18 protein-coding genes, 1 tRNA gene and 1 pseudogene are annotated in these 22,242 nt (G+C 61.1%); 7 read left to right on the top strand and 13 right to left on the bottom strand.

What is annotated here, in order from left to right; translation table 11 throughout:
- Nucleotides 1–31: 31 nt before the first annotated feature.
- Nucleotides 32–316, bottom strand: a pseudogene (locus D109_RS1000000134840) (S9 family peptidase); the annotation flags it as partial.
- Between the two features lie 227 nt (nucleotides 317–543).
- On the opposite strand from D109_RS1000000134840, the gene D109_RS0106455 reads away from it, so the two are divergent.
- Nucleotides 544–1,170: a LysE family translocator gene (locus D109_RS0106455; protein WP_026077815.1), complete on the top strand. Its 627-nt coding sequence runs from the start codon at nucleotides 544–546 to the stop codon at nucleotides 1,168–1,170.
- Between the two features lie 80 nt (nucleotides 1,171–1,250).
- On the opposite strand, the gene D109_RS0106450 is transcribed toward D109_RS0106455, so the two are convergent.
- Nucleotides 1,251–1,326 (bottom strand) — tRNA-Asn (locus D109_RS0106450).
- Between the two features lie 175 nt (nucleotides 1,327–1,501).
- Here D109_RS0106450 and D109_RS0106445 point away from each other — a divergent pair.
- A complete protein-coding gene (locus D109_RS0106445) occupies nucleotides 1,502–2,884 on the top strand; it encodes a glycerophosphodiester phosphodiesterase family protein (protein WP_017476207.1) in 1,383 nt (460 codons plus the stop codon).
- 42 nt (nucleotides 2,885–2,926) lie between these two features.
- On the opposite strand, the gene D109_RS0106440 is transcribed toward D109_RS0106445, so the two are convergent.
- Genes D109_RS0106440 through D109_RS0106430 form a run of 3 tightly spaced genes read right to left on the bottom strand, consistent with a single transcriptional unit; the run spans nucleotide 2,927 to nucleotide 6,503 of the window.
- Nucleotides 2,927–4,159, bottom strand: coding sequence for a CaiB/BaiF CoA-transferase family protein (locus tag D109_RS0106440; protein WP_017476206.1), 1,233 nt, complete (start codon nucleotides 4,157–4,159; stop codon nucleotides 2,927–2,929).
- Nucleotides 4,160–4,185: 26 nt separating this feature from the next.
- A complete protein-coding gene (locus D109_RS0106435) occupies nucleotides 4,186–5,715 on the bottom strand; it encodes a 3-hydroxyacyl-CoA dehydrogenase (protein ID WP_017476205.1) in 1,530 nt (509 codons plus the stop codon).
- A 2-nt stretch (nucleotides 5,716–5,717) separates the two neighbouring features.
- Nucleotides 5,718–6,503 carry an enoyl-CoA hydratase gene (locus tag D109_RS0106430; protein WP_017476204.1) on the bottom strand — a complete coding sequence of 262 codons (786 nt, stop codon included), beginning with the start codon at nucleotides 6,501–6,503 and terminating at the stop codon, nucleotides 5,718–5,720.
- A 263-nt stretch (nucleotides 6,504–6,766) separates the two neighbouring features.
- Between D109_RS0106430 and D109_RS0106425 the strand changes: the two genes are divergently transcribed.
- The 4 genes from D109_RS0106425 (at nucleotide 6,767) to D109_RS0106410 (ending at nucleotide 11,406) form a co-directional block, all read left to right on the top strand.
- Nucleotides 6,767–7,624, top strand: coding sequence for an IclR family transcriptional regulator (locus D109_RS0106425; protein ID WP_017476203.1), 858 nt, complete (start codon nucleotides 6,767–6,769; stop codon nucleotides 7,622–7,624).
- Nucleotides 7,625–7,693: 69 nt separating this feature from the next.
- Nucleotides 7,694–8,848 carry an acyl-CoA dehydrogenase family protein gene (locus tag D109_RS0106420; RefSeq protein ID WP_017476202.1) on the top strand — a complete coding sequence of 385 codons (1,155 nt, stop codon included), beginning with the start codon at nucleotides 7,694–7,696 and terminating at the stop codon, nucleotides 8,846–8,848.
- A gap of 187 nt (nucleotides 8,849–9,035) precedes the next feature.
- Entirely contained in the window at nucleotides 9,036–10,310 is a 1,275-nt protein-coding gene (locus D109_RS0106415) for an MFS transporter (RefSeq protein ID WP_017476201.1), read from the top strand.
- A gap of 169 nt (nucleotides 10,311–10,479) precedes the next feature.
- Nucleotides 10,480–11,406 carry a GGDEF domain-containing protein gene (locus D109_RS0106410; RefSeq protein WP_017476200.1) on the top strand — a complete coding sequence of 309 codons (927 nt, stop codon included), beginning with the start codon at nucleotides 10,480–10,482 and terminating at the stop codon, nucleotides 11,404–11,406.
- 36 nt (nucleotides 11,407–11,442) lie between these two features.
- Here D109_RS0106410 and D109_RS0106405 read toward each other — a convergent pair whose 3' ends face one another.
- From D109_RS0106405 to D109_RS0106375, 7 genes are all read right to left on the bottom strand, one after another.
- Nucleotides 11,443–12,204: a TenA family transcriptional regulator gene (locus D109_RS0106405; protein WP_371103566.1), complete on the bottom strand. Its 762-nt coding sequence runs from the start codon at nucleotides 12,202–12,204 to the stop codon at nucleotides 11,443–11,445.
- A 79-nt stretch (nucleotides 12,205–12,283) separates the two neighbouring features.
- On the bottom strand, nucleotides 12,284–14,746 hold the full coding sequence (locus tag D109_RS0106400) for an EAL domain-containing protein (RefSeq protein WP_026077814.1): 2,463 nt from the start codon (nucleotides 14,744–14,746) through the stop codon (nucleotides 12,284–12,286).
- 75 nt (nucleotides 14,747–14,821) lie between these two features.
- On the bottom strand, nucleotides 14,822–16,642 hold the full coding sequence (locus tag D109_RS0106395) for an ABC transporter ATP-binding protein (RefSeq protein ID WP_017476197.1): 1,821 nt from the start codon (nucleotides 16,640–16,642) through the stop codon (nucleotides 14,822–14,824).
- Nucleotides 16,635–17,270 (bottom strand): DsbA family protein, encoded by a 636-nt coding sequence (locus D109_RS0106390; RefSeq protein WP_026077813.1) that lies wholly within the window; start codon nucleotides 17,268–17,270, stop codon nucleotides 16,635–16,637. The genes D109_RS0106395 and D109_RS0106390 overlap by 8 nt, the downstream gene beginning before the upstream one ends.
- A gap of 3 nt (nucleotides 17,271–17,273) precedes the next feature.
- Nucleotides 17,274–18,218, bottom strand: coding sequence for a rhodanese-related sulfurtransferase (locus D109_RS0106385; RefSeq protein WP_010176008.1), 945 nt, complete (start codon nucleotides 18,216–18,218; stop codon nucleotides 17,274–17,276).
- 275 nt (nucleotides 18,219–18,493) lie between these two features.
- Complete coding sequence (locus tag D109_RS0106380; protein ID WP_003216739.1) at nucleotides 18,494–18,787, bottom strand: BolA family transcriptional regulator; 294 nt, start codon at nucleotides 18,785–18,787, stop codon at nucleotides 18,494–18,496.
- A gap of 6 nt (nucleotides 18,788–18,793) precedes the next feature.
- On the bottom strand, nucleotides 18,794–19,312 hold the full coding sequence (locus tag D109_RS0106375; protein WP_017476194.1) for a DUF2059 domain-containing protein: 519 nt from the start codon (nucleotides 19,310–19,312) through the stop codon (nucleotides 18,794–18,796).
- Nucleotides 19,313–19,505: 193 nt separating this feature from the next.
- Between D109_RS0106375 and D109_RS0106370 the strand changes: the two genes are divergently transcribed.
- Nucleotides 19,506–20,894, top strand: a complete 1,389-nt coding sequence (locus D109_RS0106370; protein ID WP_003216744.1) for a class II fumarate hydratase — start codon at nucleotides 19,506–19,508, stop codon at nucleotides 20,892–20,894.
- On the opposite strand, the gene D109_RS0106365 is transcribed toward D109_RS0106370, so the two are convergent.
- Entirely contained in the window at nucleotides 20,891–21,847 is a 957-nt protein-coding gene (locus D109_RS0106365; protein WP_017476193.1) for a DMT family transporter, read from the bottom strand. The two genes, D109_RS0106370 and D109_RS0106365, sit on opposite strands and share 4 nt — an antisense overlap.
- Nucleotides 21,848–22,242 lie beyond the last annotated feature (395 nt).

Below are 22,242 nucleotides of genomic sequence, written 5' to 3'. Positions count from 1 at the left end.
GGTCCAGCAACGTTTCCCAGGCGGGCTGAGGCTTGCGGTATTCCGCCGGCGTGGTGCGACGCCACAGGCCCCGCGGGTGAGCGGCGTCCATCCAGAAGTTGTAGTAATAGGCGCCGACCTTGTCGACGTGGGGGATGTTGCTGTCCGAGTCCAGCATCTCCAGCACGTCGGCCTTGATTTGCTGGAAGCTGTCGGAGCGGGCGAGCCGGTCTTCGGTCTTGAGGTTCTGGGCCTGTACCCAGTGCATCGATTGCTCGCCGTCGACGTCTTCAAGCCATTGGTAGGGATCGTTGGACGTTTCGGGAAGTTTTGACATGGTCGAATCCTGTCGAAAAGCAGAAATGGATAGCGCGTAGGGTGCCCGACTTTGATCCTTTTGAGCGATAAAAAAGCAAGTTTGCATGCCTGCCGAATATCGTCTGATTCGAGGACGTTCCTGAAACCGAAAGTGCCTGGCCAATGAGCCTGCTATCCTCACCATGCCCCATGGCACTCATCCCGAAAGCATCGGGGTGGGCGCCCAAACACAAAAGGAGAATAATTGTGTTCCCATTGGATATTTGGCTGACCTATACCGCCGCCTGTCTGTTACTGGTGCTTTCCCCAGGGCCGGATAACCTGCTGGCAATCGCCAGGGGGCTCAGCCAGGGCAGACTAGCGGCAGCCATCTCAGGAATGGCTTCGGGCACCGGCATCCTCTTTCACGTGACAACCGCCTCCCTGGGGTTGACCCTCTTGATGCAGACCTCAGTGCTGGCCTTCTGGATCGTCAAGGTGATCGGGGCCAGCTACTTGCTTTGGCTCGGCATCAAAGTCTTGCGCTCGCGTAGCCTGATCAACTTTCAGCCTGCCGCGCGCCAGCCCTTGAAAAAAATATTCCTCACCGGTTTTCTGTCTGCGGCCCTGAATCCCAAGCCGGGCCTCTTTGTGCTCGCCTTCATTCCTCAGTTCGTCAACCCCAAGCTGGGCTCGGTCACCGTGCAAATGATGGTGTACGGCGCCTGGTTCGCCGGTTTGACCGCACTGGGCTTCGCCCTCATGGGGATTTTTGCGACGGGTCTTTCGGCGTGGCTGCAACGCAAGCCCAAGGTGGTCAACGGGCTTAACCTGGGCGCCGGCTTTACCTTCGTGGCCTCGGGGCTGTCGATCGCAGCGTTGAGCCAGAAGTAAAAAGACACTCATGGCCGGCCAGCCCCGGCCAGATTCAAGGCAAAAAAAAGCCTGCATCTCTGCAGGCTTTTCTCAATGTCTGGCTCCACGACCTGGACTCGAACCAGGGACCCAATGATTAACAGTCATTTGCTCTACCAACTGAGCTATCGCGGAATGCGCCGTATGTTACTGATTGAAAAGGAGAAGTCAAGCATTCAGTGAGATTTTTGCTTCACCCAGGTGCGCCGCGCTGGAAAATCACCACGCCACTTCCTGTCACGACGCTGTCATACGTCAACGCCAACATCCGCGAATACCCCGCCCCTGCCCTCTTCTTGAAGGACGACACATGCACACTCGCTCAGGCCCGCCAGCGGTAAAAACCCTGCTTGCCCGCTTTATCGTTATCGGATGCAGCCTGACAGTGAGCGCGTGTGACAGTGTCACCGGAAGCGCGCCTGCCGCCTCTGGTTCCTTCAAAACCCTGGACGGTGCACCGCCGTTGGTTATCGGCCATCGCGGCCTGCCAGGACTGTACCCGGAAGAAACCCGGGCCTCCTACGAACATGCAGCCGACGCTGGTGCGGATTCGCTGGAGCTGGACCTGCACATGACCAAGGACTGTGTATTGGTGGCCCGGCACAATCCCTGGTTGAGCGACAACACCAATATCAGCGACGTCGCGAAGACCAATCCAGAAGTTGCACGCCGCAAGCGCACGGTTCCCGGTGTACTGGTTAACGTCAAATATCCCGCCACTGCAGAAAATGGCCCGGCCCAATACCTCAGTGATCTGACGAACCCCAACGATCCAAAATCCGTGTTGAAGTCCTTGATCGTGGATGGCGAAGACCATACCAACGACTGGTCAATCAGCGATTTCACCCTGGCCGAACTCAAGCAATGGATCGGCGGCACGACGTACGACGCCCGCGACGAGCGTCCGACCGAACTCAACGGCAAGCTGCCGATCCTGAGTTTCCAGGAAGTGATCGACATCGCAAAAGCCAAAAGCGCCGCCACAGGCCGTGTGATTACCACCTACCCAGAAAGCAAGAACCCGGTCTGGAACAACGCCCAGGCCATCGCCAATGGTTGCGGCGCGCCGGGCAGTCATCCGTTCGAAGCGGCGTTTCTCAAGACCCTTAAAGACAACAACCTCAATCGCAAAGACGCGCCGGTGTTTGTGCAGAGCTTCGACCCGAACAGCCTGAAGTACCTTCGCTCTATCGGCCTGCAATCCAGGGCGGTGCAGTTGGTGGATGGGAACGGTGTGAACTTCAAGACCGGCGAGACCATTTTCATCACGGACAAACCCAACACTTTCGTCAGCGGCCGCCCCTACAGCTGGACCGTCGCCGGCGATCCACGCGCCTTTGGTGCGATGCTGACGCCGGCCGGGTTGGCCGAGGTCAAGACCTACGCCGACGGCATCGGGCCGTGGAAGCCGCAGGCGATGGCGCTTACCGCCTCTTCAGCGCAAAACCCGGGTTTGCCCGAGGTCGACACCTTCAAGCCGACCAGCCTGATCAGCGATGCCCACAAGGCCGGTTTGTTCGTCCATATCTTCACCTTCCGCAACGAAGCGAAGTACCTGGCCGGTGCCTACAAGGGCAATCCGGCGGCCGAATACCTGGCCTTCCTCCGGGCGGGCGTTGATGGTGTATTTACGGACTTCACGCCGACGGCCGTTGCGGCCCGGAACACCTACCTTAAAGAAGTCGCGCACTAAACAGTCATCAAGGTAAATGGCGGCCTTCGCTGCCGCCATTGCTCAATCCAACTGCTCGATCACCCCGCCCGCCTTGAGCTGCCCCAGTTGCTCTGCCGACAAACCCAGGCGCTCGCCCAGCACTTCATACGTATGCTGCCCCAACATCGGTGCCGGCCTTACATACTCCACTGGCGTGCCCGACATCTTGATCGGGCTGCCGACCATGGCGAACTCCGGATTCCTGGGATGCGGGATCTTCACCATCAACCCACGGGCAATCACCTGAGGCTCTTCCAGGGATTGCGCGATGTTGTTGATCGCCCCCACCGGCACCTTCGACGCGTGAATGCTCGCCACCCACTCGTCCGCCGTACGCTGCAGAAAATGCGCCGACAACAGCTCGACAATCTCCGCCCGATGCGCGACTCGATCGGCATTACGCCGAAAGCGCGGATCATCCGGCAAGTGCGGCAAGCCTATGCTGTGGCACAGCGCAATAAACTGGCTGTCGTTGCCGCAGGCGATAATGAAGTCGCGGTCTGCCGCACGGAACACCTGGTACGGCACGATGTTGGCGTGGGCGTTGCCGTACCGCTGCGGCACCTTGCCCGAGGCCAGGTAGTTCATGCTCTGGTTGGCCAGGGTTGCCACTTGTACGTCCAGCAGCGCCATGTCGATGTGTTGGCCGACGCCGGTGCGTTCGCGGCTGAGCAGTGCGGCTTGGATGGCGACCGTGGAATACAGCCCGGTCATCAGGTCGGAAAACGCCACGCCGACTTTTTGCGGACCGCCGCCGGGCAGGTCGTCGCGTTCGCCGGTGATGCTCATCAGGCCGCCGATGCCCTGGATGATGAAGTCATAGCCGGGCTCTTCGGCACGCGGGCCGGTCTGGCCGAAGCCGGTGATGGAGCAGTACACCAGCCGTGGGTTGATCTCAGCCAGGGTCGCGTAGTCCAGGCCGTAGCGCGCCAGGGAGCCGGCCTTGTAGTTTTCGATCAGTACGTCGGAGCTGGCCGCCAGGGCTCGCACCAGTTCCTGGCCTTCAGGGGTGGCGAGGTCGATGGCCACGGATAATTTGCCGCGGTTGGTGGACTGGTAATAAGACGCTTGCCCGGACGACTCACCGGTGTCGGTCTTCATCCACGGCGGGCCCCAACCACGGGTGTCGTCACCGCTTTGCGGCCGTTCGATCTTGATCACTTCCGCGCCGAGGTCAGCCAACACCTGGCCACACCAGGGCCCGGCCAATACCCGGCTTAAATCCAGCACCCGCAAACCTGTCAATGCACCCATTATTCTTGTCCTGTGATGAGTCGAAATCAGCCGACTGCCGGCTCTTCATGACGCAGGGAAATCCCCAGCACGGCACGCCGCCGCAGCCAGGGGCTGGGGCGATAACGTGGGTCGTGGGTGAGTTCGCTCATGCGCTGCAAAATCGTGAGGATGCGCCGGGGCCCGAGGGCATCGCCCCACGCCAGCGGCCCCTGCGGGTAACCCAGGCCCCGTTGTACGGCCTGTTCGATGTCGTCGACGCTGGCGATGCGTTGCTGGGCGATGTCGCAGGCCAGGTTGACCACCATCGCCAGGGTGCGCTGGGCGACGAAGCCGACGCTGTCGCTGATCACTGTCACGCCCACCCCGTCACTGGCGAGCAGCGCGTGGGCGGCGTCGCGGGTGGCGGTGGAGGTCAGCGGGTTTTGCATCAGGGTGCGATGGCGTGACAGGTCGGTCAGCAGGTCGATGCACAGGGTGCGCGCCGGGTCGGTGTGGAAGCGTTCGCTGGCCGATGTGGCATCGAGGCCGTAAGGCGCCAGCAGGCACAACGCTTCGGGCGAAGGTTGCGCCGCGCTTTCAAGGTGCGCGCCCAACTCGATCACCAAGGCGCTCAGGCGCTCGTAGTCGTCGGCATTTTCGGTGGCGATCCACACCGGCGGCAACGGCTTCACTGAAGGCACCGGCTGCGGCTGCGGGCCGTCGACCACCTGGCCATTTTCATAACGGTAGAAGCCCTGCCCGCTCTTGCGCCCCAGGCGTCCGCCCGCCAGCATCTGACGGGTCAGGGGCGACGGTTTGTAGCGCGCTTCTTGATAGAACTGGTTGTAGATCGACTCCATCACCGGGTGGGAAACGTCGAGCCCGGTGAGGTCCAGCAATTCCAGCGGGCCCATGGGAAAGCCTGCGCCCTCACGCAGGATACGGTCGATATCGCCGCGCTCGGCAATGCCTTCATCGAGCATTTTCAAGGCTTCGGTACCGTAGGCACGGCCGGCGTGGTTGACGATAAAGCCCGGGGTGTCCTTGGCACGCACACCGCGATGGCCGGTGCGGGCCACGAAGGCCAGCAGGTCGTCGCCGACCTTCGGCGCAGTGGCCAGGCCGTCGATCACTTCGACAACGCGCATCAACGGCACCGGGTTGAAGAAGTGCAGACCGGCCACCCGCTCAGGGTGTTGGCAGCCGGTGGCGATGGCCGTGACCGACAGCGACGAGGTGTTGGTGGCGAGGATGCAACCCGCGCTGACCACGCCTTCCAGTTGCTGCAACAGGCCGCGCTTGGCGTCGAGGTTTTCGACGATCGCCTCCACCACCAGGTCGCAGTCGTGCAGCGCCTCAACCGTGGCGGCGACGTGCAGGTTCTCCAACGCGGCGTCCATCGCCGCCTGGGTGATCTTGCCCTTGGCGGCCAGCTTTGAAAGCGTCGCGCCGAGGTTGTCCCGAGCGGTTTGCGCGGCGCCATCGCGGGCATCGAACAAGCGCACCAACACGCCCGCCTGGGCGGCAATCTGAGCGATCCCGGCGCCCATCACGCCGGTGCCTACCAGGCCCATGATCTTGATTGAATCCGTCATCGTCATTCCCCCAGGTAGTTCGCGGTGCGTTTTTCGAAGAACGCCGCGGCGCCCTCCTTCTGGTCCGCCGAATCGAACAGCAGTTGAAAGGCCTTGCGCTCCAGCACCAGCGCACTTTCCAGCGGCAGGTCGGCGCCAGCGAGCATCACTTCCTTGATCTGCTCCACCGCCAGCGGCGGCAACGCAGCGATCTGCGCGGCCAGTTCCAGGGCGCGAGGGATAGTCTGGTCATCCGCCACCACTTCGCTGAGCATGCCCATGGCGAGGGCTTCCGGCGCCTTGACCATGCAGCCGGTCAACGCGATGCGCATGGCCTGGAACTTGCCCACGGCGCGCACCAGGCGCTGGGTGCCACCGGCGCCCGGCATCAGGCCCAGCTTGACCTCGGGTTGAGCGAACCGCGCCGACTCTCCGGCGACGATCAGGTCGCAATGCATGGCCAGCTCACAACCGCCCCCCAGGGCAAAACCGTTCACCGCAGCGATCACCGGCTTCGGGCAGCGGCTGATGGCTTCCCACAAATACTCGGTGTGCCGGCGGTACATCTCGATCGGCGTGGCGCTGGCGAATTCCTTGATGTCGGCACCGGCCACGAAGAACTGATCGCCGCCGGTGAGCACGATGGCGCGCACATCACGTCGCTTGGCCAGGGCACGAAAATGCTCGGCCAGTGCTTCGCGAACCCGGGCGTTCAAGGCGTTTTTTACTTCGGGACGGTGGATGCGTACCACGGCAACGCCATTGTCCTGAACGTCGAGGTGCACTACGGGTGGGTCGAGGCTGGCCACAAGTTCTCCTGCTGCAATGTTCTTGTTAGTTCGGATATCGGATGTTTCGCTATGCGAAACAACATTCCGTATTTAGCGATAATCATAAGGACCGACTCGTCGTGATGTAAACGTAAAAACCTGACCCGCCCATAAATCGGGCTATAACTCGTTGTTTAGAAGGGTTTTATTAAACAAAAAGACAATCACCCGCGAAGTTGATTAGTTTCGCTGTGCGGAATACAATTTTGTTTTGTTGATTTTCTAAAAAAAGGGGGACTAACATGCGCAGTCGAAACCTGGACCCGAATACACCTGAAACACCTGCCGGCAACCACGGGTTCGAGCACTTGCTGATCGATCCGATGAATGCCGACGAGGAAGAAGACAAGGACCGCCAGTTCGTCACCGCCCTGGCCCGAGGCTTGGAATTGCTGCGTTGCTTCACCCCCAGCGAAAGCGTGCTGGGTAACCAGGAGCTGGCGCGCAAGACCGGGCTGCCAAAGCCGACGATTACACGGATGACTCATACGCTGACCCGCTTGGGGTATCTCAAGCACCTGCCGCAGTCGGGCCGGTATCAGCTGGATGTAGGGGTGATGGCGTTCGGTTACGCGATGCTGTCGAACCTGTCGGTGCGGGCTGTGGCCCATCCGCTGATGGAGACGATGGCCAAGTACGCCCAGGCCGCTGTGGCCATGGCCACCCGCGACCGTTTGGACATGGTGTACCTGGACGTGGTCCAGGGTGAAGCCAACATGACCATGCGCCGCCAGGTCGGTACACGGTTGCCGTTGCACTTGAGTTCCGCAGGCCGCGCCTGCCTGGCCGCGATGCCGGAAAACGAGCGGGAATTTATCCTCGACCATATCCGCCAGCGTCACCTGGAGGACTGGCCGGGCATCAGGAAGGGCCTGGAACGTGCCTTCCGGGATTACACCGATTTCGGCTACTGCATGTCGATCGGTGAGTGGCACCGCGATGTAAACGCCATCGCCGTACCGCTGCTGCATGCACAACATGGGCTGCTGACGTTCAACTGTGGCGGACCGAGTTTTCACCTTTCCCGGGAGAAACTCGAGGACGACATCGGGCCCCGTCTCAAGCACATGGTGAACAACATCGAGGCCGCTGCCCGCTAGACAGATCGGTGCAAGGCCTCGGCAGATTGACGACAACAGGCCCGCCGAACGGGCCGCTGAGGAATGCACATGATCCGAGACCCCGAAACGCTTCATCTGTTGCTGGAAACCCTCCAGCAGTTCGTCAACGAAGCGCTGATCCCACGGGAAAACGAACTGGCCGAGACCGATGACGTCCCGGCGGATATCGTCAGCCAGTTCCGCGAGCTGGGCCTGTTCGGCCTGACCCTGCCCGAAGCCTACGGCGGCCTCGGGCTGACCATGGAAGAAGAGGTCAACGTGGCCTTTGAACTGGGCCGAACCTCTCCGGCATTCCGCTCCTACTTCGGCACCAACAACGGCATCGGTTCCATCGGCATCCTGCTGGACGGCACCGAGGCGCAGAAGCAGCACTACCTGCCGAAACTGGCCAGCGGCGAGTTGCTCAGCTCGTTCTGCCTGACCGAACCGGACTCCGGCTCCGACGCCGCCTCGCTGAAAACCACGGCGGTGCGCGACGGTGACCACTATGTCATCAACGGCACCAAGCGCTTTATCACCAACGCCCCCCACGCCGGGATCTACACGGTGATGGCCCGCACCAACCCGGACATCAAGGCCTCGGGCGGCATCAGTGCGTTTATCGTCGAGCGCAACACGCCGGGCCTGTCCCTGGGCAAGCGTGACCACAAGATGGGCCAGAAAGGCGCCCACACCTGCGACGTGATTTTCGACAACGTGCGCGTGCCGGCCGACCAGTTGATCGGCGGCGTCGAAGGCGTGGGGTTCAAGACCGCGATGAAGGTGCTCGACAAGGGGCGCCTGCACATTGCCGCCGTCAGCGTCGCAGCCGCCGAACGCATGCTCAACGATGCACTGAACTACGCCCTGGAACGCAAACAGTTCGGCCAGCCGATTGCCGAGTTCCAACTAATCCAGGCGATGCTCGCCGACAGCAAGGCCGAGATCTACGCCGCCCGTTGCATGGTGGTGGACGCTGCGCGCAAGCGTGACGAAGGCCAGAACATCAGCACCGAAGCGTCCTGCTCGAAGATGTTCGCCACGGAAATGTGCGGCCGGGTGGCCGACCGTTGCGTGCAGATTCACGGCGGTGCCGGGTATGTGAGCGAATACGCCATCGAGCGGTTCTATCGCGATGTGCGCTTGTTCCGGCTGTATGAAGGCACCACGCAGATCCAGCAATTGGTGATCGCCCGCAACATGATTCGCGAGGCCAAACACTAAACCTTCGGAACAACACAGAACCCATGTGGGAGCGGGCTTGCTCGCGAATGCGGTACCTCAGCCACCGGATGCATTAACTGACACACCGCATTCGCGAGCAAGCCCGCTCCCACATTTTGACCGTGGTCCAACCGCATTACCGCAACACCCATAACTTGTGCCCTAACAACTACAACAAGGTATCGCTATGGAAGTCGCCGCTTCGGCGGGTGCGTTGTCGCCCGCGAAAAACAACCTGTGGATCATTGTCTTCATCTTCTGCTTCCTCGGCCTGCTGATCGACGGTGCCGACTTGATGCTGCTGTCCTACAGCCTCAGCAGCCTCAAGGCCGAGTTCGGCCTGACCAGCGTCGAAGCCGGCAGCCTGGGCAGTTTCACCCTGGCCGGGATGGCCATCGGCGGGATTTACGGGGGGTGGGCCTGTGACCGTTTTGGCCGGGTGAAGACCGTGGTCTGGAGCATCGTGCTGTTCTCCGCCGGCACGGCAATCCTGGGCATGACCCACAGCTATTGGCAGTTCGCGAGCACGCGTTTCTTCGCCTCCCTCGGGTTGGGCGCACTGTATGTGGCGTGCAATACGCTGATGGCCGAATACGTGCCGACCCGCTATCGCACCACCGTGCTCGGCACCCTGCAGGCCGGCTGGTCGGTGGGCTACATCGTCGCCACCTTGCTCGCCGGCTGGATCCTGCCGAACCACGGCTGGCGCTGGTTGTTCTACGTAGCGATCATCCCGGTGATCCTCGCCGTGCTGATGCAACGCCTGGTGCCGGAGCCCCAAGCCTGGATCAAGGCCCAGGCCGAACGCGCCCGGGAAAAGGCCGAAGGCATCAAGCGCGTGTCGGCGAAGAAGCCCGACGGCATGTTCAAGCTGATCTTCAGCGACCCGAAAGCCAGCCGCATGTTTGTCCTCTGGGCGCTGACCGCAGGCTTCCTGCAGTTCGGCTACTACGGCGTCAATAACTGGATGCCGTCGTACCTGGAAGGCGAGCTGGGGATGAACTTCAAGTCGATGACCAGCTACATGGTCGGTACCTACGCGGCGATGATTTTCGGCAAGATCCTCGCCGGGCTCGCGGCAGACCGCCTGGGCCGACGCCTGGTGTTCGCCGTTGGCGCGTTGGGCACGGCGATTTTCCTGCCGGTGATCGTGCTGTTCCAGAGCCCGGATAACATCCTGTGGATGCTGATTGTGTTCGGCTTCCTGTACGGCATTCCCTACGGCGTGAATGCGACCTACATGACCGAAAGCTTCGAGGCGAAATTTCGCGGCTCGGCAGTGGGCGGGGCCTACAACATTGGCCGAATTGGCGCAGCGGTGGCACCCGCAGCCATTGGCTTCCTGGCGTCCCATGGCTCGATCGGCGTCGGATTCCTGGTGATGGGCGGCGCGTATTTTATCTGCGGGGTGATCCCGGCGCTGTTTATCCGCGACAAGCAGTTTGACCCGCAAAAACAATAAGCCCCACGCCGGGGCCCGTGGCGACGCGGCCCCGGCTATAAGACGTGCGGCAGTTATACCCTTGGGCAAACCGGGCTAGACTATACGTCAGTCCTACGGAACTGAAGGAACAGTACGACGCTCTCACCCAGCCTGTAAGACAGTTTTGTGCTTAGGGGCTCATACACTTATGAAAACACCGACCCAGACCAACGCAATTGACTTCGACAGTGCCAAATTGCAACGCCTGGGCTTTGGTCAGCCTTCCCTTCTTACACGACGCCCCGCCACGGTTGAGCAACTTCGCCAGCAACTGGGCATGCAATTGCAAACCAGCCTGGAGCCGGAGCACATCCTTGCGCTGTTCTTCCGCGAGATCCAACGCCTGGTGCCGCTGGACGCCCTGCAATACCGTCACGTAGCCAGCGATCTGCGCCTGGAGTACGGCCACCGCGGCCATCATTCGGTGAGCTACGCCCTCAGCCACGAAGGCGAGCACCTCGGCGAACTAGTGTTTCGGCGCAACCAACACTTCATGGAAGACGAGTTGGCCAACCTGGAATCACTGCTGGCCACCCTGCTCTACCCGATGCGCAACGCCCTGCTCTACCGGGCGGCGACCCGCAGCGCCCTGCGCGATCCGCTGACGGAAACCGGTAACCGCATCGCCATGGACCAGACCCTGCAGCGGGAAATCGACATGGCCCGCCGACACCTGCAGCCGCTGTCCTTGCTGATGCTGGACATCGACCACTTCAAACACATCAACGACACCCACGGCCATGCCACGGGCGACAAGGTGCTCAAGGCCGTTGCTGCCTCGATCAAGAGCCAGTTGCGCAATGTGGACATGGTGTTTCGGTTTGGCGGGGAAGAGTTTCTGATCCTGCTGTCCAACACCGGCCGGGATGCGGCGTCGATGGTCGGTGAGCGCCTGCGCCATGCGGCACAGGCCCAGGATTACTGGGCGGACGATGAACGTATCGAATTGACCGTGAGCCTGGGTTGCTCGACCTTGCTGGCCGGAGAGTCCGCCGAGAGCGTATTGCGCCGGGCGGACAACGCCTTGTATGTGGCCAAGCGCGAAGGCCGCAACCGCCTGGCAATGGCGGGGTAACCGCTTTACTTCACAGCGGCCCCGCCATCACAGGGTTCAGGCTTCGCTGGCAACCAGGGTGGGTTGTTTACGGGGGGTGACTGCCGACTTTTCCAACTGCATGCAGCGTTCCAGGAACAGGTACATGTAGTCGTAGCTCTTGCACACCGCCTGACGCAGCTCTACCTGCAGTTCCTTGGTCGGGTTCATGCCGGCCAGGGTGCAGATGATTTCCAGCGCTTCCCACGGGTGCGCGTCATCGTACTGGGCATGCATCTTCAGCCACTTCATGGCGCGCTTGCGGTCTTCCTCAGGGAAAGCCGCGGCATAGACGCCGGTGGAACACACCACGGCGGACCACTCCCCAGTGGCCCCTTCGATGGCGTAGTTGGTGGCGGCAATCGCGACAATCAGCGAATCGGCCGAGCTGGTGTGCCAGCACCAATGGCTGAGGGCATGCAGCTCCGGCGGCACTTCCTGTGCCTGCAATTCTTCCAGGCTGACGCCATGGGCGCGGGCCCAATGCACCCAATAATCGGCGTGGTTGAGTTCCACGCGAATATTGCGCATCAGCCAGCGGCGCGCCATGTCCTCCCCAGGATGGCGGGCAAATTTGGTCTTGGTGAGGTTCTGCGCCATGTACAACGCAAACTGTTCAACCACTGGCCAGCCACCAATCAGGTAGTGACGCATGGTCTTGGCACTGAGCTTGTTATCGCGCATGCGCTGGTACAGTTCGTGTTCGACAACGCGGCGCTTGCTCTCGCTACAGGCCTGGATCAGCTGTTGTGCCCAGGCGGGGTAACTCGAGGCTTCCATGAGCGGGCCGGTTCTGTTGAATGTGTCGATCACTGTCGGGCTCCTTTTGATTTGTGATATGTACAGACCAGCAAATGTTTCATCGGAACGTGCCAGGCGCCTTGAATAACAGAGGCTGCGGTCGCACAGGTCGACACTGCAAACTATCAAAGGTAAACAACTGCGGTCGCTCGATCAGGTATCCCTGAGCATAGTCGACCCCGATCTCAAGCAAGGCTTGTTCGATCTGGGGTGTCTCGACAAATTCGGCAATTGTGCGCTTACCCATGACATGACCGATATGATTGATCACTTCGACCATAGCGCGGTTAATCGGGTCGTCCAGCATATCCTTTACGAAACTTCCATCGATCTTCAAGAAGTCTACAGGTAAATGTTTAAGATATGCGAACGAGGACATCCCGGCGCAGAAGTCATCGAGGGAGAAATAGCACCCTAACTCTTTGAGCTCGTTGATAAAACGAATTGCACTACCCAAATTCGCGATAGCGCTGGTTTCTGTAATTTCAAAACAAATCATTTCTGGCGGAATGCCATAGGCGCTGAATTGCTCACGCAGGAACCCGAGAAAGTCCTCGTCGCCGATGGTAATGCCTGACAGATTGATCGCACACATGGCCATGGGCCGGCCCGGGCGCTCACGCATGCAGCCCGCGACGATCTTGAATACGTTCTCCACCACCCAGCGGTCCAGGGAGGTCATCAAACCGTAACGCTCGGCCGCCGGGATAAAACTGTCCGGCAGGATGATCCGCCCCGCCTCGTCATGCAGGCGCAGCAGGATTTCGATATGCCCGTCGCCCTGCTCGGTATGCCCGAGGGGCGCGATTTCCTGGGCGTACAGGCAAAAGCGGTTCTCTTCCAGGGCCATATGCAAGCGCTGCACCCAGGCCATCTCGCCAAAGCGCAGGGACAATTCCGAGTCATCGGCGTGATACACCTGCACCCGGTTGCGGCCCTTTTCCTTGGCCATGTAGCACGCCATGTCCGCGGCCCGCAGCGAGGTTTCAAGGGTGGTGGGGGCTTGCGTGATGTGCACCAGGCCGATACTCACGGTGGTGACAAACGGCCTGCCCTTCCACACAAAATGCAGGCTCTGCACGGTATGGCGCAGGCTCTCGGCGATTTTTTCCGCCACCGGCGCCGGGCAATTCTCCAACAGGATACCGAACTCATCGCCCCCCAGACGGGCCAGGGTGTCGCCTTCGCGCAGGTCCGATTGCAGCAGCGCGCAGATATGCCGCAGCAGCTCGTCCCCCGCGGCATGCCCACAGGTGTCGTTAACCAGCTTGAACTGGTCCAGGTCGAGGAACATCAAGGCATGGCGCCCGCTTTGCTGGCGCCCGACGTTGTGCAGCACCTGCTCCAGGCGGAACTCAAACTCGCGCCGGTTGGCCAGGCCGGTCAAGGCGTCGTGGGTCGCCTGCCAGGACAGGTTGGCGATGTACTGACGCTCCTGGGTCATGTCGTGCAGCACCAGTACCGCGCCGACGACTTTGCCGGCATTGCGGATCGGCGCCCCCACCAGGGTGACGGACACCGTGGTGCCGTCCACGCGCTGGATCAGCTTGGAATGCTCGCTGCCCCCACCAAGCTGGCCGCTCAATATGCGCTCGATCAAGGTAAAACCGTCGGCCTGGGCATTTTCATCCAGCAGGTTGAACAGCGCTGCCAGCGGCAACCCCTGGGCCTGGGCACCTTTCCAGTGGGTCAGGGCTTCGGCGGCCGGGTTCATATAGGCAATGGCACCTTCGACATCGGTGGTGATCACCCCGTCGCCTATCGACTCCAGGGTAATCTGCGCCCGCTCCTTCTCTAACTGAAGCGCGTCGGCAAACGCGTGACGCTGCGCCAGCAGCTTGTGGGTGCGCAACAGCGCCAGCACGATCAAGCCCAGCGCCGTGGCCAGGTTGGTCACCAGCAGCAGGCGCAGAATAACCCTAGAGCCTTCGCCCAGCGCATCGCTGAAGGCTTTGGCGGCTGGCGTTACCCCGTCGTTGATGGCGAAAATCCGCTCCTTCCAGCTGCGCACGTCGCTGCTGCTGACCTGATTGACAAGGATCGCCCGGTGCATCTCCTGGGCCAGGCCGTCCAGTTGCACCAGGTAGGCATCGCCCACGGTCCACAGCTCGATGGCTTTTTCCAGATAACTGAAATGGCGAAAGTTGAGGTACAGCCAGATCAGGCTGGAAACGTCGTCGCGGTGGTTGCCGCCCTTGAGGATACCCGCGCGCGCGGCGGTCAGGTCCGGGGTCGGGCGGTCGAGGGCCACCCGCAGTTCATGCCCTCCCTGAGGCACGGCAATCGCGTTCTGGTATTTGAGGAAGGTGGCTTCGTCGCGGTTGTCGGCGTACAGCGTCAGGTAGAAGATCGCGTCTTTCTGGCCCTTGGACCACAGGCTCTCGCCCGCCACATAACCGCGCACCGCCGAGAGCACGTAGAGACTGACGCAGCCTAACAATGCCTGGAACAGTACGACGGCGATAAAAGGCCACACAATGCCCAATAACCGAGGGGTTCCGAGAGTCTGCTTTTGCTTCATGAGGTCCCTTGCACATGCACAACTAAAATACGCACGCGAGTGAAAACCGCTCCTGATAGCTCAGCGTAGGCTAAATCACCGCACTTGTTGCAAGTGTCCGTAAAGTTTGGCGTACAGGCCACCGTCAGCAATCAACTGCTGATGGTCGCCATCTTCGGCAATATGCCCACCATCAAACACCAATACCCGATCCGCCTGTTTCACCGCCGACAGCCTGTGGGCGATGATCAAGGTGGTACGGCCACTGAGAAACCGCGCCAGCGCCTGGTGCAGGTTGTATTCGGTTGCCGCATCCAGGGCCGAGGTGGCTTCGTCGAGTATTACCACTTTTGGCTCCGCCAGCACCATCCGTGCAATGGCCAGGCGCTGCCGCTGCCCGCCGGAGAAGCGTACGCCGGAGCGCCCGACCACACTGTCCAGGCCCAATGGCAGCGCCCTGACAGTCGCATCCAGTTGGGCAATTTCCAGCGCCTGCCAGCAGGCCTGGTCGCTGCGTTCACGGCCCATGGTCAGGTTGGCGCGCACCGTATCATTGAACAGCGCCGGATGCTGCAGCACCACGGAGACATTCTCGCGAATCGTCTCCAGCCCGATTTCCTGCTGGGTCAAGCCACCAAAACGGATGCTGCCCGCCTGCGGCGTATACAGCCCGAGCAACAGTTGCACCAGGGTACTTTTGCCGCCGCCGCTGGCGCCGACAATCGCGACTTTTTCACCCGGGGCAATGTTCAGGTTCAACTGGTCGAGCACCAGCTCTTCGCCATAGCCGAAGTTCAGGCCGCGCACCTCGATGCCGACGGTCTCGCGCCCGGTAAACGGATCGGCACCGCCCGCGTATTGCGGTTCGTCGGCGCGGGCCAGCAGTTCGTTGATCCGTGTCAGCGCCCCGCCCGCCGCGTAGTAGGCGTATTGCAGGTTCAACAGCTGCTCCACCGGACTGATCATGAACCACAGGTAGCTGAACACCGCGAGCATCTGGCCGATAGACAGGTCGGAAAACAGCACCGTCAGCATCGCCGCCGCACGGAAGATGTCGATACCGAACTGGAACAGCAAGCCACTGGCGCGGCTGGAGGCGTCGCTTTTCCACTGGGAATTGACGGCAAAGTCCCGTACTTCCTGGGCCCGCTGGCCCAGGCGCCCAAGGAAAAAGCCCTGGCGGTTGCCGGCACGCACTTCCTGGATCGCATCGAGGGTTTCGGTGAGGGCCTGGGTAAAGCGCGAAGTGCTGTCGTTTTCCAGCTTCTTCAGGTGCTTGACCCGCTTGCCCAACTGCACGGTGGCGTAGATCACCAGCGGGTTGAACAGCAGGATCAACAGCGCCAGCTTCCAGTGCATCCACATCAGGATCCCGGACGTGCCCACCAGCGTGAGCATCGCCACCAGGAACCGGCTGAGGGTCTCGCCGACGAATTTGTCCACCGTGTCCAGGTCGGTGACCAGGTGCGTAGTCACCGTACCGCTGCCCAGGCTTTCGTATTCACTGAGGGAAATGCGCTTGAGGCGCTCAATCAGCCGTACGCGAATGCGATAGACAATGTCCTTGGCCAGCCGCGCAAACAACCGCGCCTGCAACACGTTGAACACCAGAGCACCGCAACGCAACAGCAAGGTCACCAGCAGCATCAGGCCGATATAGCCGGCGGCCTTCTGCCAACCCAGGGGCAACGCGTGATTCATCACTTTCAGTGCCGCATCGCCATGCCCCAGCAGTACTTCGTCCACCAGCAGCGGCAACAGCAATGGAATCGGCACGCTGCACAGGGTCGCCAGCACGGCGACGCCATTGGCGATCCACAGGGATTTTTTGTGATGCAGGGCCAGGCGGCGGACTTCCGCCCAGGTCAGCCGGTCGACGCGCTTGGGTTGTTCAACGGGATCGGGCTGATCATGCACAGGCAGCTCGCTCCAGCCAGCGACTCAGCAGCGGCGACAACTCGGACAGCGGCTGATAGCCGTTGGTCAGCAGCGCCAACTGCCCATTACGCTCCGCCAGCAAGGTCGGGAAACCGGCGATGCCCAAATCCTGAACCCAGGTGAAATCCGCCGCGGTGGCCGCGTGCTGATCGGCCCGGTCGAAGGCTTCGGCGAATTCGATACGCGGCACGCCGGCCGTCTCGGCCAACTCCACCAGCACGTCGGCGCGGGTCACGTCGCGCCCTTCGACGTAGAACGCCTGCTGGATCAGGCCCAGCAGTTTCCACGCGCAATCCGGCGCCAGGCTGCGGGCAGTGACCACGGCACGGCAAGCCGGCTCGGTGTCGTAGACAAAACCATCAGGCAATGCGCCTTCACGCTTGAACGGCTGGCCGGTGGCTTCAGTCACGGCCTGCCAATGCTCAAGAATGTAGCGTCGGGTGGTCGGCTCCAGCGCCGCACCACTGCCGGTGCGCAGACCGCCCACCACCAGGTGCAGCTCCACGCCTGCGGCCTGGGCCTGCTCAACCAGCGCCTTGGCCACTGGAGCGAACCCCCAGCACCATGAACACATCGGATCCATTACATAGAGCAGGCGCGCGGACATGGCTCAGGCCTCGGAGGATGGGGATTGCTTGTAGTTGTAGCCAATCGGGTGCGGCATATTGCGGGCCTTGGCCAGTTCAATCTGCTTCTGCCGGTCGATCGCGCTGCGACGGGTCTTCTCTGAAAGCTTATCCCAGCAATGCGGGCAACTGATGCCGGCTACATAGTGTTCGGATGCACGGTCTTCGACGCTGACCGGTGTGCGGCAGGCATGACATTGATCGTAGTCGCCTTCGCTCAGGTCGTGGCGCACGGTGACGCGATTGTCGAACACAAAGCAGTCGCCCTGCCACTTGGTTTCTTCCTGCGGCACCTCTTCGAGGTACTTCAGGATGCCACCCTTGAGGTGGTACACCTCGTCGAAACCCTCGCTGAGCATATAGCTCGAGGCTTTTTCGCAACGAATGCCGCCGGTGCAGAACATGGCGACTTTCTTGTGCTTGGCCGGGTCGAAGTTGGCTTTGATGTAGTCGGGAAATTCGCGGAAGCTGGTGGTTTTCGGGTCAATCGCGCCTTCGAAGGTGCCGATGGACACTTCGTAGTCGTTGCGGGTATCGATCAGCAGTACTTCCGGGTCGCTGATCAGCGCATTCCAGTCCTGCGGGTTGACGTAGGTGCCGACTTTTTTGTTCGGGTCGACGCCTTCCACGCCCAGGGTCACGATCTCTTTCTTGAGCTTGACCTTGGTGCGGTAAAACGGCTGCTCGTCGCAGTACGACTCTTTGTGGTCGATGTCGTCCATGCGCGGGTCGTTCTTGAGCCAGGCCATCAAGCCATCAATGCCTTCGCGGCTACCGGAAACGGTGCCGTTGATGCCTTCTTCGGCGATCAGCAAGGTGCCCTTGATGCCGTTATCGACCATCGCCTGCAGCAGTGGCTCGCGCAGGGCGACGTAATCTTCGAGGGTGACGAACTTATACAGTGCCGCCACGACAATCGGTTGAGTCATGGGTGTTCTCTCCAGGTGGCTACCCTCGTAAAGGGTGAACCGGATGCAAAAAAAACGCGCCGACTAAGCGGCGCGTTGCGGATTCTAACAAAAATGGCGACGATTATGGACCGTCTCTTTACTGTGGCGAGGGAGCTTGCTCCCGCTGGGCTGCGCAGCGGCCCCAACCAGGCAGTTGCAACCTTTCAGAAAGATCGCGGTGATTGGCAGAAGGGCTGCTGCGCAACCCAGCGGGAGCAAGCTCCCTCGCCACATCAAGCTGATGTGCCACAGTGTCAGTGTCCGCCGGCGCAGGTCGGCGAGGCCGGGGCTGCGTCGATTTTCGCCCATTCTTCAGGCGTATAGGTATGCAGCGCCAACGCATGGAATTCGCTCATCAGGTCACCCAGGGTGGCATAGACCTTCTGGTGGCGCTTGACGCGGTTGAGCCCCTCGAACTGCTGGCTGACCAGCACGGCCTTGAAGTGGGTCTGCAACCCACGGCTGTGCATATGGCTTTCATCCAGCACGCTCAAGTGTTCCGGGCTCAGGGCGACGAGTGCCGATTCGATACGCTGTTGCATGGTCATTCCTGTTTACTTCTTCTTGGCCGGGGCCGGGGCTTTTGGCGTCAGCTCGTTGGTCATGTCTTCCAGCAGCTTGTTCACCACAGGTACCGCGCTTTCCAGCTTGGCCTGGGTCATCTGGGCCGATTGCTGGGTCAGCTGAGGCATTTTTTCCAGGACTTTCTTGCCCAGAGGCGACTGGTAGAACGCAACCAGGTCCTTGAGCTCGGATTCGCTGAAGTTACTGGTGTAGAGCTTGATCATGTCCGGCTTGAGCTTGTTCCAGCCGATCGCCTGGTCCAGGGCGGTGTTGGCCTTGGCCTGGTAGGTGTCCAGAACGGTTTGCTTGGAAGCAGGCGCCTTGGTCTGCTCGAAACGCTGGGCGAACATTTGTTGCACTTGCATGTACACCGGGGTACCCAGCTTGTCGGCATGGGCCAGGGTAAGGAAGGCTTCGGCACTGGCGTTGTGGCTGGCGGTATCGGCAAAAACCTGGCCGCTGGCACATACCAGAGCAACCGCGGTACAGATGGCACGAAGACGAGTCATCGAGTTTCCTTTTCTAGCAGGCGAGGTAAGACCCCAAGGGCGCCCATTCTGCGCCTAAAAAACGCCGCGGCTCAACCCCACGCCTTATGGGGCCTGGTTTTGCGGGGCGGAATCCGATGAAAAGTCTTTTAAGGGAACCCCACCGGACGATCACAGCCTAAACTGCGCAAACGAACCTGAAGGAGTGTGCCCGATGAGCCGTATCGAAACCGACAGCCTGGGAGAAGTGCAAGTCCCGGATGACGCTTACTGGGGTGCGCAGACCCAACGCTCGCTGGTGAACTTCGCCATCGGCGACCAGCGCATGCCCCTGGCTGTGTTGCACGCCCTGGCCCTGATCAAGAAAGCTGCGGCCCGGGTCAACGACCGCAATGGCGACCTGCCCGCCGACATTGCCCGGCTGATCGAACAGGCCGCCGACGAAGTGCTCGCCGGCGAACACGACGACCAGTTCCCCCTGGTGGTATGGCAGACCGGCAGCGGCACCCAGAGCAACATGAACGCCAACGAAGTGATCGCCGGCCGCGCCAACGAGCTGGCGGGCAAGCCCCGTGGCGGCAAGAGCCCGGTTCACCCCAACGATCACGTGAACCGCTCCCAGAGCTCCAATGACTGCTTCCCCACCGCCATGAGCATCGCCGCCGTGCAGGCGGTCACCGAGAAGCTGTTGCCGGCGATCCGTGAACTGTCCGGCGGTTTGGCAGAGCTGTCGGCGCGCCACATGAAGCTGGTGAAAACCGGCCGCACCCACATGATGGACGCCACGCCGATCACCTTCGGCCAGGAAGTTTCAGCCTTTATAGCGCAACTGGATTACGCAGAACGCGCCATCCGCAGCGCCCTTCCCGCCGTGTGTGAGCTGGCCCAGGGCGGTACTGCCGTCGGCACCGGGCTCAACTCACCCCACGGTTTTGGCGAGGCAATTGCCTCGGAATTGGCGGCGCTGTCGGGCCTGCCGTTTGTCACCGCGCCGAATAAATTTGCCGCGTTGTCCGGCCATGAGCCGTTGACCACCTTGCACGGCGCACTCAAAACCCTGGCCGTGGCCCTGATGAAGATCGCCAACGACCTGCGCCTGCTGGGCTCCGGCCCGCGTGCCGGGTTGGCGGAAGTGAAGTTGCCGGCGAATGAACCGGGCAGCTCGATCATGCCCGGCAAGGTCAACCCGACCCAGTGCGAAGCCCTGTCGATGCTGGCCTGCCAGGTGCTGGGCAACGACGTGACCATCGGTTTCGCCGCCAGCCAGGGCCATTTGCAGTTGAACGTGTACAAGCCGGTGATCATCCACAACCTGCTGGAGTCGATCCGCCTGCTGGCTGACGGTTGCAGCAACTTCCAGGAGCACTGCATCGCCGGCCTTGAACCCGACGCCGAGCAAATGGCCGCGCACCTTGAGCGTGGCCTGATGCTGGTGACTGCGCTGAACCCGCACATTGGCTACGACAAGTCCGCCGAGATTGCCAAGAAGGCCTATGCCGAAGGGCTGACCCTACGGGAAGCGGCGCTCAAGCTGGGCTATCTCACGGATGAAGAGTTCGACCAGTGGGTGCGTCCGGAAAACATGCTGGAAGCCGGTCACTAAGACGCCAATCGTGCACGCCGGGCCCTGAGCCCGGCGAACAACGACGGGGCCAACGCCACGGTTGCGGAACCCAATACCACCAGCACGGCCCCGCCGTAGCCCAGGGCGTTGATGGCTTCGGCGTGCACATAGTCGGGCCACATCCACGCGGCCACAGCCACCGCGACGAAGGTCACCAATGGCGTCAGCGCCAGGGTGGCACTGACGCGCGAGGCTTCCCAGTGGGCCAGGGCTTCGGCGAATGCGCCGTAGGCAATCAGCGTATTGAAGCAGCAGGCCAGCAGCAACCAGCCTTGCAGTGGGCTCAGTTGCAACGCTTCCATCGGGTGCGCCCAGGGTGTCAGCAAGAGCGCGCAACACAGGTAGATCACCATCATCACCTGCAACGAATTCCACACGGTCAACAACTGCTTCTGGCCCAGGGCGTAGAAGGTCCAGATGGTGGTGGCCAGGAGGATCGTCAGTACGCCGGCGGTGTAAGCGCCCAGGGAGGTCAGAAGTTCCGTCAGGCGTTGGTTGAAGAACAGGCCGAAGCCGGTGATCAGCACCAACAGGCCCACGCCCTGGCCGAGGCTGAAGCGTTCCTTGAACACGAAGACACTGGCGATCATCAGGAAGATCGGGCCCACCTGCACCACCAATTGTGCGGTGCCGGGGCTGAGCAGTTTCAGACCCACGAGGTAGAGCACGTAGTTGCCCATCAGGCCGCACACGGCGATTGCTACCAGCCAGCCACCTTTTGGTCCGAGGGAACGCCAACTGGGCAGACGCCTGACTGCCGCGAGGTAGACGAACAGGCAACTGCCGGAGACGACCAGGCGAAACCAGGTGACGGTGACGGGGTCCATCACCTGCAAGACCTGTTTGAGTTTGATCGGCAGGATGCCCCAGAGCAGCGCGGTCAGCAGGGCCAGGGATAAACCGTAGACCCAACGGCCTGATGAGATGTGCATGAATGCCCCGAATGCCTGAGGTGGAGGAGGTGCATTCTAGGGGGACGCGGGGGGTGGGTGTATATCCGTTTTTTGGGTGATGGCTTGTATTGGTTCCGCTCTTACAGCGGGTCACTTTTGAAAAGCGCAAAAGTAAGCAAAACGCTCTTGCCCCACCACTCGGCACCTCGCCCAGGCTCGGTGTGCCTAAGATCAAGATCAAAAGCAGATCAAGAGCACAGCGGCCTACCGGCCGGCTTGAGTGTTAACAGCAAAATCAAAAGCTAAAGCGGGCACGCTCCCACAGAAAAGCAGATTTGTTTTCGCTCTGGTTTTTGCTTTTGCTGTTAACACTCAAGCCGGCCGGGAGGCCGCTGTGCTTTTGCTTTTGATCTTGATCTGACTGCCCCATTCAG

It is taken from the genome of Pseudomonas sp. PAMC 26793, from assembly GCF_000313235.1.
GTDB classification, from domain to species: Bacteria; Pseudomonadota; Gammaproteobacteria; order Pseudomonadales; family Pseudomonadaceae; genus Aquipseudomonas; species Aquipseudomonas yamanorum.
This window is presented reverse-complemented; position numbering and strand designations above follow the sequence as displayed.

Coding starts and splice junctions, on each gene's coding strand:
- D109_RS0106365 (WP_017476193.1), bottom strand. CDS start 21,847: ATGCACATCTCATCAGGCCGTTGGGTCTACGGTTTATCCCTGGCCCTG.
- D109_RS0106410 (WP_017476200.1), top strand. CDS start 10,480: ATGAAAACACCGACCCAGACCAACGCAATTGACTTCGACAGTGCCAAA.
- D109_RS0106405 (WP_371103566.1), bottom strand. CDS start 12,204: ATGGAAGCCTCGAGTTACCCCGCCTGGGCACAACAGCTGATCCAGGCC.
- D109_RS0106400 (WP_026077814.1), bottom strand. CDS start 14,746: ATGAAGCAAAAGCAGACTCTCGGAACCCCTCGGTTATTGGGCATTGTG.
- D109_RS0106385 (WP_010176008.1), bottom strand. CDS start 18,218: ATGACTCAACCGATTGTCGTGGCGGCACTGTATAAGTTCGTCACCCTC.
- D109_RS0106415 (WP_017476201.1), top strand. CDS start 9,036: ATGGAAGTCGCCGCTTCGGCGGGTGCGTTGTCGCCCGCGAAAAACAAC.
- D109_RS0106370 (WP_003216744.1), top strand. CDS start 19,506: ATGAGCCGTATCGAAACCGACAGCCTGGGAGAAGTGCAAGTCCCGGAT.
- D109_RS0106445 (WP_017476207.1), top strand. CDS start 1,502: ATGCACACTCGCTCAGGCCCGCCAGCGGTAAAAACCCTGCTTGCCCGC.
- D109_RS0106390 (WP_026077813.1), bottom strand. CDS start 17,270: ATGTCCGCGCGCCTGCTCTATGTAATGGATCCGATGTGTTCATGGTGC.
- D109_RS0106435 (WP_017476205.1), bottom strand. CDS start 5,715: ATGACGGATTCAATCAAGATCATGGGCCTGGTAGGCACCGGCGTGATG.
- D109_RS0106375 (WP_017476194.1), bottom strand. CDS start 19,312: ATGACTCGTCTTCGTGCCATCTGTACCGCGGTTGCTCTGGTATGTGCC.
- D109_RS0106440 (WP_017476206.1), bottom strand. CDS start 4,159: ATGGGTGCATTGACAGGTTTGCGGGTGCTGGATTTAAGCCGGGTATTG.
- D109_RS0106380 (WP_003216739.1), bottom strand. CDS start 18,787: ATGACCATGCAACAGCGTATCGAATCGGCACTCGTCGCCCTGAGCCCG.
- D109_RS0106420 (WP_017476202.1), top strand. CDS start 7,694: ATGATCCGAGACCCCGAAACGCTTCATCTGTTGCTGGAAACCCTCCAG.
- D109_RS0106425 (WP_017476203.1), top strand. CDS start 6,767: ATGCGCAGTCGAAACCTGGACCCGAATACACCTGAAACACCTGCCGGC.